Genomic DNA, 13,218 nt, shown 5'->3' with positions numbered 1-13,218 from the left:
GGCTGCCTTTTTTGTTGGGGAAAAATATTGTCAGGACTTCATATCGCGGTATTCGATATTGCCGCATTTCTTGCAGCGGATCTGAAGCCTGTTCACAGATGGGCAGTCGATAATGTCCCAGTCTTTACATCCGCATTTGTTACAGATCGCATATTTGTTGCCGTACCAGTGGTGCTCGGGATTGATCTCCACGCCGCCGGAAGCCTCCATCAATTCCTCTTCGGAGAGGGGTTCGCCATTTTTATCAATGAATTTTGCCATTTGTGAATCCTCCTTGTTTTTTGTTATTATCTTATACGAAATCGATGAAAAAACAGCTCATTTTATAAAAAAACGGCCGGTTCCGGCCGTTTTACTGTTTTTTAAAGCTCGTTCAGCTCCTCCTGAGAGAGCAGGCGGACGTCGTGCCGGGTCAGGATATCCACAGCCTTGTCGTTGTCCTCCACGCGGAAAATCATATAGGCGCAGTCCTGCCGCCGCGTGATGAAGGCATAGGTATACTCTACATTGATGCCTCCTTCTTTCATCAGCCGGAGCACCTGCAAAAGGCTGCCGGGCTCATCGGGGATGGCAACCGCCAGCACCGGCGTGATGGAAAATACATAGCCGGATTCTTTTAACAGGCACGCCGTCTTATAGGGATCGTCCACGATGATGCGCAGAATGCCGAAATCCCGGGTTTCCGCCATGGAAAGGGCGCGCATGTCGATCTGATGTTCAGACAAAACTTCTGCGAATTCCGCCAGCTTTCCGGGTTCATTTTCCACGAATACAGAAATTTGTTTCACAGCCATAGGGTTCCCCTCCTGTTTATTTTTTAATAGAGCTTGCGCTTATCGATGATGCGGACGGCTTTGCCCTCGCTGCGGGTGATGGACTTGGGAGCCACCAGATGCACGTTGGCATAGATGCCCAGCATAGCTTTCAGGGCGGCCACCAGCTCCTGTTCCCGCTTGGAAATCGTGCTGATGCTGTCCGAGAACATCTCGGGCGTCATTTCCACCTGCACATCCAGCTTATCGCTGTTGTTTTCCCGGCTGACCGTAATCTGATAGTTGGCCGGATATCCCTTGTTCAGGAGGACGGTTTCGATCTGCGACGGGAATACGTTGACGCCCTTGACGATGAGCATATCGTCGCTGCGGCCCATGGGTTTGGACATTTTTACATGCGTCCGCCCGCAGGAGCATTTTTCCCGGGTGAGAACGCAGATATCCCGGGTGCGGTAACGGATGAGCGGGAAGGCTTCCTTGGTGATGCTGGTGAACACCAGCTCGCCCTTTTCCCCGTCCGGAAGCACTTCGCCGGTGTTGGGATCGATGATCTCGGCGATAAAATGGTCCTCGTTGATGTGCATGCCGGTCTGTTCGCTGCACTCAAAGGAGACGCCGGGGCCGGAAATTTCCGTCAGCCCATAAATATCATATGCTTTAATATGCAGTTTATCCTGGATATCCTGGCGCATTTCCTCGCTCCAGGCCTCTGCGCCGAAAATGCCGGCCTTCAATTTGATCTTATCCTGGAGGCCGCGCTCGTGGATGCTCTCCGCAAGATAGGCGGCATAAGAGGGCGTGCAGCAGAGAATCGTCGAGCCCAGATCGCACATGAACTGGATCTGCCGGTCGGTATTGCCCGACGACATGGGGAGGGTCAGGGAGCCCACCTTATGAGAACCGCCGTTCAGGCCGGGGCCGCCGGTGAAAAGGCCATAGCCATAGCAGACATGGACGACGTCGTCTTTGGTGCCGCCGGCAGCCATGATGGCCCGGGCGCAGCAATCGTCCCAAAGGTCGATATCATGCTGGGTATAGAAGGCGACGACCCGCCGGCCGGTGGTGCCGCTGGTGGACTGAATGCGGACGCAGTCAGAAAGCGGGGCGGCCAGCAGGCCATAGGGATAGGCGTCGCGCAAATCGTCTTTTGTCAGAAAAGGGAGCTTTTTCAGATCGTCCACCGAGCGGATGTCCGCCGGAGTGACGCCTTTTTTCTCCATCAGATTGCGGTAGTAGGGGACGTTGTTATATACGCGCTCCACAGTCTGCACCAGGCGCTCATTCTGCCACGCCAAAATCTGTTCCCGGGACGCACATTCGATCTCGGGCTGATAATAATGCTCCATTCCTTGTTCGTTCCTTTCCTATCGAGGGCCAAAACCTTCGGACTTTTTTTCTTAATCATACCATTTTTCCCGCCGCTCGAAAAGAAAAAACAACAAATTTCCGCTTTTTTTTCTTAAAAAAATACACACGAAAAAGAAAAAACTGCGCCTTAAGGAAGGCGCAGTCCTGCCGCTTCGGGGATATGCCGGGCCAGAGTGTCCCGGGCGAATTCAAACAGAGGGCGGTATAGCGCATCGATATCCCGGCGGATGACATCCGGGTCTGCCGCGGGCAGCTCGAGATCGGCCAGGAGTTTTTGGGCGGCTTTTTTGGTTTGGGATAGCCTGTCCTTCTCCCGGACAAAATATGGTTCCAGGCACACCCCCCATGCCATGGAATTTTTGAGCTGGTCATAGATGGCGTGGAGCGTTTTGGAGGGAATGCACTCGAAGAAAATATCCAACAGAGGTTCGATGGCAAAACGGGGATGGCTGTCCATCTCCGCCCGGAGCTTACGTATCTGTTCCGACGTGAGATAAAAGAGGGCATGCGGCGCGGCGGTTTTGGAAAATATGCCGGCCATTTGCAGGCCCATGAGGCAGATATACAGATTTTTTTGCAGAGCGGGATTCTTTATGGAACGCTCCGCGCTGCGGATGGTGCAGGCCGCAACCCTGGTGCCCACGCCGTTTTGGGTTTTGACGATATGGTATCCGTTTAAAATGCCGATGGCCTTTTCGGCAGTCTTGCCGGAAACGCCATAGAGCTGGGCCAGACTGGCATAGGAAGGGAGCAGGGAGCCGGGGAGATAACGCCCCGTGTGGATGCCGCGCAGAACGCCGGTGATAACCTGGGCATAGAGGTATTCCTGGCGGGGATCCATGGCCCAGAAGAAAGCCGAAGAAGCCTCCGGGACGGGGACGCCGGCGGAGATCCGGGCAAAGAAGCCTTCCGCATAGCGGCGCATGGCCCTCAGATACTGTGTCACAACCCGGCAGAAACCGGCGGCATCGCGCCGGGAGGCAAAGTCCAGAAGCTGCCGGAGGAGGCCCTGAGAGGCGGCACGGAGCTCGTCATATTGCATGCCATAGGAATAAGCGGCCATGGAGAAACACTTGGTATACTGCATAAGAGAGGTGAAGAGATCGGCGATATAGGGATTCCCCAGCGAGGAGAAAAATTCGCCGTAAAGCTGAATCAGCATATCTGAAAAGGAAAAAAGCTCGTTTTCGGCGGGCTCCGCCAAAAAGCCGGCCGCCCGGCGGGAAAGAACGGACAGCTCCTCTTCCGGGCAGACATGGAGACAGGGGCCCAGGACGGAAGGGAGAAGAAGGGCGAGGGTATCGAATACATCCAGAATCGCTTCCCGGCGCAGGAGAAGATCCCGCAGATACTGCGCCCGGTGCCCGGGATTTTGCAGATCGAACACGACCTCCGCCGCCCGCCCGCGGCTGGAGCGGATATATCCGTTTTCCGCCAGACGGGAAAGAACCATGCGCATGGTGTTGCGCCCCACATGATATAGGCTGCAGAGCTCCTCCAGTGTGGGCAGAGAAGAGCCGCGGGCGTAATTCCCGGTATAAAGCTCTGTAATCATTCTGTCATAGATAGGGTCGGTTAAAACAATGCCGCGCTGCATATCCTGACTTCCTTTCTCCGCATTTCTTTGTTTTTCCATTTAATATTGCCATTTTATCACAAAAAGCGAGGAGTTCCAATGCGCCGTCACGGCCGTTTCCCGAAAAAGCGGGGATTTTTTGTGGATTGCAGAAATCCCTTTTTGGGTATGGTATACAGAGAAAGATGCCACGAAAAGCGGATAAAATGCAGTTTTTTGCAAGATCTCCCAGGGAACAAGGGAAAGGCTCGGCAAGATGCATAAATCTTTATAAAAATTTTATACATGGAGAGAAAAAAAGAAAGTACCGAAGCCGAAAACCCCCGGGAACCCATTGCGCAGGCAGGGGGGCAATGATACAATAAAACTAATAAAGGAAAGTTTTTTCCCAATAGACAGATTGGAAAACGCAGGAGGAAAACCATGAAAACAATTGACGGCGTGCATGTGTTGACGGCTGAGGGAACCGCCAGGGAAGTGGGACTGGCCCATGGAAGCGAAGCGGGGGAGCTGGTGAAAAAGACCATTGCGGCCTATCAGACCATGTTTGAAAACCAGGGAATTGCCTGGAAGAAGGCAAATGCCATTGCCCGGACGTATATTCCCGCCATTACAGACTATAACCCGGAATTCATTGAAGAGATGGAGGGGATTGCCGAGGGGGCGGGCGTTCCCTTTGACGATATCCTGACCCTCAACTGCCGCAGCGAGATCACCTTCCAGAGCGGCAGCACGAATACCGATGGATGCACTACGGTTTCGGTGACGCCGGAACGGGCAGAACATGGAGACACGCTGCTCTGCCAGACATGGGACTGGAAAATGGCTCTTCGGGAATGTGTGTTGCTGCTCCGGGTGAAAAAGCCGGGGAAGCCTGAGATCATCACACTTGTGGAAGCTGGGACGCTTGCCAAAATGGGTATGAACTCGGCGGGCGTCGGGATTCTGCTGAATGCCCTGGCCAGTGACTGCAAGGCGGAGGGAGTGCCGCTGCTGCTGGCCCTTCGGGGAATTCTGGAGGCGGACAACTTCTGCCATGCTGTGGCGGCGGCGACAAAAAAGCGCGTGGCCTGCTGCGGCAATGTTATGATGGCAACCCGGGACGGCGAGGCGCTGGATATCGAGCTGGCGGGGGAGGATTTCGATGTTCTCTATCCCAAGGAGAGCATTCTCGTGCATACCAACCATTTTGTCAGCAATCGCGTGCCCCGCTATCCCTATAAGGATACGATGAAATTCGGCGCGGCCAGCTCCTTCATGCGCCGGGGGCGGGTGGATAAGCTGCTGCGGATGGTGGAAGGCCCCATCGGCCTTTCGGATATCAAACGGGTGTTTTCCGACCATGCCGACTATCCCAACGGCATCTGCAGCCATGAAAACCCCACGGAGCCTAAGGCAGACCGCTACTGCACCACCTGTTGCGTGCTCATGAACCTGACCAAAGGGGAAATTCACGTCTGCCCGGCGAACCCCTGCGATACGCCCTTTGTGAAGTTTACCTTTTAAGAATTTCAGGGGGAAGGCGGTGGATGGAGTGGATTTCCTCCGCGCCTTTTTCTTGGGGTGCAGGGAAATGTCTATCGCCGGCGCACACCGCGGAAGGAAGCTTTCCGGGAAAGCCTTTTGGGAGCGGGCGGCCGGGAACCGCATCTGGCAAGTGATGCGTAAACAGGGAAGAAAAAGAAACGGTTTTTGGCGGATGGCCTGCCCACCCCGCCGGAAACCCGAGAATGATTTTGCCATAGTATGAGGAGAGTTATGAAAGAACAAAAGCTGCGCATTCCCTATGGATCTGGGGGGCTGGAAACCATCCTTCCGGCGCAGGCGCGGGTGTATACATCGCGCATTGATGAACTGCCCCAAAGAGGGGATGAGGATGCCATCGTCCGGGAGGCAATGAAAAATCCCATCGGGAGTGAGCCGCTCTGGAAGCTGGCCCGGGGGAAGAAAAACGCTGTGGTCATCGTGAGCGACCATACCCGGCCAGTGCCCAGCCGCCATATTCTGCCCTTCATGCTGGAAGAACTGCGGCGGGAGAACCCGGAAATCGGCATCACACTTTTGGTAGCCACTGGGTGCCACCGGGGCACGACGCCGGAAGAGCTGGAGGCAAAGCTGGGGCGGGATATCGCGCAGCGGGAACGGATCGTCGTTCACGACTGCGAGATCCCGGAAAGCAATGTCGATATTGGCGTACTTCCCTCGGGAGCCCATCTGATCGTCGATAAGGCGGCGGCGGAAGCCGATCTGCTGGTGGCGGAAGGGTTTATTGAGCCGCACTTTTTCGCCGGATATTCCGGCGGGCGCAAGAGCGTGCTGCCGGGGATCTGCGACCGGGTCACCGTGCATGGAAACCACTGCGCGGCTTTTATCGACAGCCCCTTTGCCCGCACGGGCATTTTGGAGGGCAATCCCATTCACCGGGATATGGAGGCGGCGGCCCGGATGGCTGGGCTGGCCTACATTGTTAATGTGGTCATCGATGAAGAAAAACGGGTGGTGGCGGCCTTTGCCGGAGACGCTCTGGAAGCCCATGCGGCGGGCTGCACATTTCTTGCGCCCTACTGCACATTGGAAGTGGAAGAGGCGGATATTATCCTCACATCCAATGGCGGCGCGCCGCTGGATCAGAACCTGTATCAGGCCGTGAAGGGCATGACGGCAGCGGAGGCCGCCGCCGCGCCGGGCGCCATCCTCATCCTCTGTGCCGAATGCCTGGACGGCACGGGCGGAGAGAGCTTCTACCGTGCCCTGGCGGGGTGTGCGTCGCCGTCGGCGCTTTTGGAGGAGATTCGAAAAATCCCCATGGACAAGACCGTGGCCGATCAATGGCAATATCAAATTCTGGCGCGGGTGCTGGAAAAGCACCGGGTGATTCTCGTGACGCGGCCGGAGCTGAAGGAGACGGTTGCCGCCATGAAGATGGAATACGCCGCGTCGCCCGGGGAGGCGCTGGAGCGCGCCCTGGCGGCAAAGGGAAAGGACGCTCGCATTGCCGTGATCCCCAACGGGGTGAGTGTGGTAGTGAAACGCCGATAAAGAAGAAAATAAAAGGGAATCGGGCAGAAGCCCGCAAGGGACGATTGACGGAAGGGTTGCAGAAAAGACTGGAACAGGAGAACACATGGAGAAAAGTGAGACACAAAAAATTGTTCACCCTCTGCGGCCGGTATATGACGCCAGCTCGCGAGTTTTGATTCTGGGGACCATGCCCTCCCCCAAATCCCGGGAAAACGGATTTTATTACACCCATCCCCAAAACCGTTTCTGGCGGGTGCTGGCGGGAATTTTGGGGGAAGAGACTCCGGCGGACAACGCCGGGCGAGAGGCGATGGCCCGGCGGCACCATATCGCCCTTTGGGACGTGCTGGCGTCCTGTGAGATCCGGGGGGCGGCAGACGAGAGCATCCAAAACCCGGTTGCCAACGATCTGGGGGAGATTTTGAAGGAGGCATCCATCCGCCGGATTTTCACGACGGGGCGTAAAGCCACCGAGTTATATGCCCGCTACTTGCAGGCGCAGACCGGCCAGATTTCCGTTTATCTGCCTTCCACCAGCCCGGCGAATGCTGGAGTTTCCCTGGAAGAACTGGAAAAAGAATACCGGCAGATTCTTCCCTTTTTGGAGGAGGTGCGGCTGCTGGATGCCCGGCCGGAGGATGGACGGGAGATGGCGCATCTGTTCTATGATGCGGTGCATATGGTGAATTGCCAGGATTATACCCCGGAGCAGCTGGCTGCCTGGGCGCCGGAACGGGAGGATGCCGAGCGGTTTTCGGGCATCCTTTGGGACAGCGACGACGCCCTGACGGCTCGGGCGGGGGAAACGCTCATCGGCTTTGCCAACCGGAAGGGGAAAACCTTTGACTGCCTCTATGTCCAGCCTGGCTGGCGGGGGACGGGCGTAGCCGGGGAGCTGGCTGAGGCCTTGGAGAACCGGGCCCGGGCGGCGGGAGTATCCGCGTTCCGGGTGGAGGCGTCCATTACCGCCCGGGGATTTTTTGCCCGCCGGGGCTATGCTCTGAAGGGAGAGCAGACGGTTTTCCGCCGGGGCGTTGCCCTCACGAACTATCAGATGGAGAAGCGGCTTTGAAACGGCTAGTCGTCGTAAACGGGACCATGGGTGTCGGCAAAAGCACTGTCTGCCAAGAGCTGAAAAAGCTCCTGGCCCCCTGCGTGTATCTGGATGGAGACTGGTGCTGGGATATGAACCCCTTTCTGGTCACGCCGCAAAACAAGGGGATGGCCCTGGAAAACATATCTTTTCTGCTCAGGAATTTTCTGGAGAATCCGGCGCTGGAAACGGTGATATTCGGCTGGGTGCTTCCCGGGGAGGAGATTCTGGCCGAACTTCGCCAAAGGCTGACAGGGATTGCATTCCAGGAATACGATTTTACCCTGCAATGCACGCAGAAGGCCCTGCGGGAGCGGCTGGAAAAGGACATCCGCTGCGGCAGGCGGGAGCCGGATATTATGGAAAGAAGCATGGCGCGGCTGCCTCTCTATGAAAGCATGCGGACGCGGAAAATCGACGTGACGGACATATCGCCCCGGAAGGCTGCGGAGCACATCGCGGCAATTTTGCAGGAGGAGGAACATGGCGGATAAGCTGGATTATAAGAAGGAATATAAGGATTTATATATGCCTGGAAAGACGCCCATGCGCATTCTGGTACCGCAGATGCATTTTATCGCAGTAGACGGGCAGGGGGCTCCGGAGGGAGAGGAATACCAGGCCGCCATTTCTGCGCTTTATGCCCTGTCTTTTACCATAAAAATGAGCAAGATGGGCACGCCGCCGCCGGGATATTTTGAATATGTGGTGCCGCCGCTGGAGGGACTTTGGTGGAGCGGCGATCCCGCGGAAGGCCGCCTGGAAATGGACTGCCGGGCGGACTGGCACTGGACGGCCATGATCCGGCAGCCGGAATTTGTGACGCCGGAGGTGTTTTCCTGGGCGGCGGAGGAATGCCGGCGGAAAAAGCCCGAGATATCTATAGAACGGGCCCGGTTTTTTACATATGCCGAGGGGGAATGCGTGCAAGTGATGCACATGGGCCCCTATAGCGCGGAGGAAGCCTCCATGGAAAAACTGGCGGCGTTTATGGAACAGAATGGCCTTCGCGGCGATTTGGGAACCCGGCGCAGGCACCATGAGATTTATCTGTCAGATCCCCGCCGCACGGCGCCGGAACGGCTGAAAACCGTATTGCGGACGCCGGTTCGGGAAAAATTGCAGCTTTTTTGAGCTGCTTTTCTTTTCTGGCCGTATATAAAGGCAGAGAGAAATAAGGAGGGGCCATCTATGAAAAAGGAAATTCAAACCCGCCCATTGGCGGAAGAAGAGGCTCAGGAGATAAACGGCGGCACGGGGCTTGCGGAACAGTTTTCGGGTCTGCCTATGGAGGAGCTGATTGGCGGTCCCCTGCGGGCGGCCTGCGATGCACAGGAGCAGCTGGCCCGGGCAACGGCAGATTTTATCAATGCTGTAGGTTTTGATAGGAACGACGGGCAAAGGGCAGACGGCAAAAAATGAGCCAATCGATAAAAAAGCGGCGGAAACACGGTCCGCCGCTTTTTAACAGTGTAAAAGGGCTGGCAGGCGCGGCGGCAGGAGAGCAAGGGAATGAGAAAAATTCTCTTTGCCGCAAAAAAAGCCGGAACGGCAAAACCGCAAGGGCGGAATGTCCGGATAAGCCGGGACAATGGAATTCGTGTATTATACATGAATAAGCGGCAGTCCATATACGGCCGGCAGCTCCTGTTCGCATACCTGGCGTGAATATGACATGGGTCCCTGCCTGTTTGAAAAATACGGCCGGTTCCGCCGGGAACAGCCATTTGCACATGAAAATATATTAAAAGAATAGGGGCCAGATGGATATTCCGGCTATAGGAGCAGCCTTTTCGACGGAATGAACGGAAATGCAACGGGGAAAGAGGCAGCTTACAGCCGGGAATGCGAAATAAAATTGCCCGGATATCCGCGCATCAGGCGAGAGGGCGGCGGCAGAAGATTCATCTGCATCACGGGCGGAAACCGAAAAGCTGAGAGAAACATAGACGGGGGGGTTCAGCAGTTCCCGCATTGGGTGGATGGAAAAGGGAAGGTCGCCAAAAGATGAAAATTGCCGCTTCTCCCTCATCGAGAAGCAATAGAATTTGAGTTCCACTCATAGACCGCGGCGATATATTTGTACAAAAAAGCCCATCTCTTTGCGGAGAAGGGCTTTTCCAACATAGAACAGATTTTTACTTGATTACGTCCACACCCATATAGGGGCGCAGGGCGTCCGGAACGACAACGCTGCCGTCGGCTTGCTGATAATTTTCCAAAATGGCGGCCACTGTCCGGCCTACGGCCAGACCACTGCCGTTCAAAGTATGGACAAAGCAGGTCTTGCCGTTTTCGTCCTTATAGCGGATATTGGCCCGGCGCGCCTGGAAGTCCTCGTAATCCGAGCAGGAGGAAATCTCCACATAGCGGCCATAGCTGGGCATCCATACTTCGATATCATAGGTCTTTGCAGCCGAGAAGCCGAGATCGCCCGTGCAGAGGGTGACGACGCGATAGGGAAGCTCCAGCTTTTTGAGGATGAGCTCTGCATCCGAAAGGAGCTTTTCCAGCTCGGCATAGGATTCCTCCGGCCGGGTGAACTTGACCAGCTCGACCTTGTTGAACTGGTGCTGGCGGATCAGGCCGCGGGTATCCCGTCCGGCGCTGCCCGCCTCGGCGCGGAAACATGCAGTATAGGCGCAGTGGCAGATGGGAAGCGTTTTGCCGTCCAGAATTTTCTCCCGGTACATATTGGTTACGGGAACCTCTGCCGTGGGGATCAGATAGTAATTCGTCCCCTCCAGCTTGAACATATCTTCGGCAAATTTAGGGAGCTGCCCTGTGCCGATCATAGAACGTTCATGGACGATATAGGGCGGGAACACTTCCGTGTACTTGCCGTTTTCCGTGTGGGTGTTGAGCATGAAGTTATAGACGCTGCGCTCCAGCCGGGCGCCCAACCCGCGATAGAAGGTAAACCGCGCGCCGGTGACCGAGGCCGCCGTTTCAAAATCCAGAATGCCCAGAGCTTCGCCCAATTCCCAATGGGGTTTGGGATCAAAGGCAAAGGAAGTCGGCTCCATGAAGCGGTGATGTTCCACGTTATCCGCATCCGATGTACCCGTGGGGATATCCGGATTGGGGGTGTTGGGGATGGAGAGAAGAACTTCCTTTAATTGAGCGTCCGTCTCGGAAAGTTCGGCATCCAGCGCTTTCACTTCCTCGCCCACCTGCTTCATTTCCTTAAAGAGCGGCTCCACATCCTCCCCCTTTTTCCTGAGGGCAGGGATTTCTTTGGAGACTGCGTTGCGCCGGGCCTTCAGGGCCTCCGCCTTGGTGAGAATTTCCCGCCGCTTGGCGTCGAGAGCCAAAAGCTCGTCCATATTCGTCTGTTTGCCGCGCCGTGCCACGGCTGCCGCAACCTCCTCCGGGTTTTGGCGAATGCGTTTGATATCCAGCATGAGAGGGTACTTCCTTTCGCAAATTTATAATAGTGGGATCAAATTTTCTGTTTACATCCGGTCCGGCGCGCCCACGCCGATGAGATAGAGGCCGGTTTTCAAAACCTGGGCCGTGGCCCGGCAAAGCTCCAGCCGGGCGGCTGTGGCCGCTGCATCCTCGTCGATGATGCGGATGTCATAATAGAACTTGTTGAAGGACTGGGCCAGGTCGATCATATGCCGCGTCACCACCGAGGGCTCGTTCTTTTCGCAGGCTTTTTCCACGATATCCGGGAACGCCGCCAGGTTTTTGAGAACGGCCAGCGCCTGTTCACCTTCCAGGGCCGAATAGTCCGGCGCAGATTCGGCGCCGTCCCCTGCCTTGCGCAGCACGCTCATGGCCCGGGCATGGGTGTATTGGACATAGGGCCCGGTTTCACCATCGAAATTCAACACCCGATCCAGATCGAACACGATATCCTTGATGCGGCTGTTGGAAAGCGCGCTGAACACCACGGCGCCCACGCCCACTTCCCGAGCGACGGCTTCCTTGTCCGGAAGCTCGGGATTCTTCTCGTTGATGACGCGCAGGGTCTTGTCCATAGCCTGATGGAGAACATCCTCCAAAAAGACGACCCGGCCCTCCCGGGTGGAAAGCGTGCCGTCCTGGAGCGAAACCATGCCGAAATTGACATGGATCATATCCTTGGCCCAGGGATAGCCCATTTTTTCGATCACCTTGAAGAGCTGCTTGAAATGCAGGTTCTGCTGATAGGCAACGACATAGAGGCATTTATCGAAATCATATGTCTTTTTGCGGTAAAAAGCGGCGGCCAGGTCGCGGGTGGCATAGAGGGTTGTCCCGTCCGACTTCAAAATGATGCAGGGCGGCAGGTTATCCTCATCCAGCCGAACGACATAGGCCCCGTCGCTCAGCTCCAGCATGTTCTTTTCCCGAAGCTCGTCGATGACCGGCTGCATTTTATCGTTATAGAAGCTCTCGCCGGCATAGGAATCAAATTTCACACCCAAAAGGTCATAGACCTTGCCCACTTCTTTCAGAGTGATCTCCTTGAACCAGCCGAAGATTTCCAGAGCCTCGGCGTCGCCGTCCTCGATTTTTTTGAACCAGGCGCGGCCCTCGTCATCCAGAGCAGGATCCTTCTTTGCCTCCTCATGGAACCGGACATACAGCTCCAGAAGGCCGTGAATGGATTTCTTCTCGATCTCTTCCCGGCTGCCCCAATGCTTATAAGCCGCGATGAGCTTGCCGAACTGGGTGCCCCAGTCGCCCAGATGGTTGACGCCTACGCAATGGTATCCCAGGAAGGAATAGATGCGGTAGAGAGAGTTGCCGATGGCCGTCGTGGAGAGGTGGCCGATATGGAAGGGCTTGGCAATGTTCACCGAGGAATAGTCAAGGACAATGGTTTTCCCTTCCCCCTTGGAGGAGGAGCCATAGTCCGCCCCGGCTTTTGCCACCGCTGTCAGAATATCCGCGGCAAAGGAGGACTGGTTCAGAAAGAAATTGAGATAACCGCCCTTGACCTCCGAGCGGCCGATGCCGGACGGGAGGGAAAGGCTTTGCTGAAGCTCCTGCGCAATGGCCGGAGGCGCCTTCTTCATCGTGCGCGCCAGCTTGAAGCAGGGCAGGGCAAAATCGCCCATGGCCGGGTCCGGCGGCGTTTCCAGCATATCCTTGAGTTCGCCGGCCGGCAATCCCGCAAGGGGGGCCAGGGCGGCTGCCAACTTTTCCTTGTAATCCATGAATTCACACCATCCCAAAATTTTTCGCGCCGGTTTTCCGGCGAAATCATGCGTTTTCGTAACTTTTATGATAACACAACCCGCCCGGCCGTGCAACGGAAATGCTATGCAAACGGCGAAAAAAACGGTATACTGAAAGCGTGAGGTGAAAATGATGAAAGATTGGCAGATCCGGCTGCTGTTCGCGCTGCCCTTTGTGGCAGCGGCGGTATGGCTGCTGGTGATATCCTTTAAGTG

The 13,218-nt window shown here is 55.9% G+C and carries 11 protein-coding genes and 1 pseudogene; 6 read left to right on the top strand and 6 right to left on the bottom strand.

What is annotated here, in order from left to right:
* Positions 1 to 30 precede the first annotated feature (30 nt).
* The 4 genes from H8693_RS07200 to H8693_RS07185 form a co-directional block, all read right to left on the bottom strand.
* Positions 31 to 261, bottom strand: a complete 231-nt coding sequence (locus tag H8693_RS07200) for a hypothetical protein (RefSeq protein WP_178618521.1) — start codon at positions 259 to 261, stop codon at positions 31 to 33.
* A gap of 101 nt (positions 262 to 362) precedes the next feature.
* Entirely contained in the window at positions 363 to 794 is a 432-nt protein-coding gene (locus H8693_RS07195; protein WP_178618518.1) for an acetolactate synthase, read from the bottom strand.
* Between the two features lie 23 nt (positions 795 to 817).
* Positions 818 to 2,119 (bottom strand): phenylacetate--CoA ligase family protein, encoded by a 1,302-nt coding sequence (locus H8693_RS07190; protein ID WP_178618515.1) that lies wholly within the window; start codon positions 2,117 to 2,119, stop codon positions 818 to 820.
* 149 nt (positions 2,120 to 2,268) lie between these two features.
* A complete protein-coding gene (locus tag H8693_RS07185) occupies positions 2,269 to 3,738 on the bottom strand; it encodes a GntR family transcriptional regulator (protein ID WP_249280422.1) in 1,470 nt (489 codons plus the stop codon).
* Positions 3,739 to 4,140: 402 nt separating this feature from the next.
* On the opposite strand from H8693_RS07185, the gene H8693_RS07180 reads away from it, so the two are divergent.
* The 6 genes and pseudogenes from H8693_RS07180 to H8693_RS10795 all read left to right on the top strand — a co-directional run.
* Positions 4,141 to 5,223 carry a C45 family autoproteolytic acyltransferase/hydolase gene (locus tag H8693_RS07180; protein ID WP_249280421.1) on the top strand — a complete coding sequence of 361 codons (1,083 nt, stop codon included), beginning with the start codon at positions 4,141 to 4,143 and terminating at the stop codon, positions 5,221 to 5,223.
* A gap of 252 nt (positions 5,224 to 5,475) precedes the next feature.
* Positions 5,476 to 6,756: a nickel-dependent lactate racemase gene (gene larA, locus H8693_RS07175; RefSeq protein ID WP_249280420.1), complete on the top strand. Its 1,281-nt coding sequence runs from the start codon at positions 5,476 to 5,478 to the stop codon at positions 6,754 to 6,756.
* An 85-nt stretch (positions 6,757 to 6,841) separates the two neighbouring features.
* The gene (locus H8693_RS10735; RefSeq protein ID WP_330605729.1) at positions 6,842 to 7,810 is read left to right on the top strand and encodes a DNA-deoxyinosine glycosylase; all 969 of its coding nucleotides are present in this window, start codon (positions 6,842 to 6,844) and stop codon (positions 7,808 to 7,810) included.
* The gene (locus tag H8693_RS07160) at positions 7,807 to 8,325 is read left to right on the top strand and encodes an AAA family ATPase (protein ID WP_249280419.1); all 519 of its coding nucleotides are present in this window, start codon (positions 7,807 to 7,809) and stop codon (positions 8,323 to 8,325) included. Before H8693_RS10735 ends, H8693_RS07160 begins: the two co-directional genes overlap by 4 nt.
* Complete coding sequence (locus H8693_RS07155) at positions 8,315 to 8,965, top strand: GyrI-like domain-containing protein (RefSeq protein WP_249280418.1); 651 nt, start codon at positions 8,315 to 8,317, stop codon at positions 8,963 to 8,965. Before H8693_RS07160 ends, H8693_RS07155 begins: the two co-directional genes overlap by 11 nt.
* 153 nt (positions 8,966 to 9,118) lie before the next feature.
* Positions 9,119 to 9,241, top strand: a pseudogene (locus tag H8693_RS10795) (DUF2589 domain-containing protein); the annotation flags it as partial.
* 728 nt (positions 9,242 to 9,969) lie between these two features.
* Here the strand turns inward: H8693_RS10795 and serS are convergent.
* Positions 9,970 to 11,235 carry a serine--tRNA ligase gene (serS, locus tag H8693_RS07145; RefSeq protein WP_249280416.1) on the bottom strand — a complete coding sequence of 422 codons (1,266 nt, stop codon included), beginning with the start codon at positions 11,233 to 11,235 and terminating at the stop codon, positions 9,970 to 9,972.
* 51 nt (positions 11,236 to 11,286) lie between these two features.
* Positions 11,287 to 12,981: an arginine--tRNA ligase gene (gene argS / locus H8693_RS07140; protein ID WP_249280415.1), complete on the bottom strand. Its 1,695-nt coding sequence runs from the start codon at positions 12,979 to 12,981 to the stop codon at positions 11,287 to 11,289.
* Between the last annotated feature and the right edge of the window lie 237 nt (positions 12,982 to 13,218).

The organism is Guopingia tenuis (assembly GCF_014384805.1).
In the GTDB taxonomy this organism is placed as follows: domain Bacteria; phylum Bacillota; class Clostridia; order Christensenellales; family Christensenellaceae; genus Guopingia; species Guopingia tenuis.
Note: the sequence above shows the minus strand (reverse complement) of the source record. Positions and strands in the feature narration are given on the sequence as shown.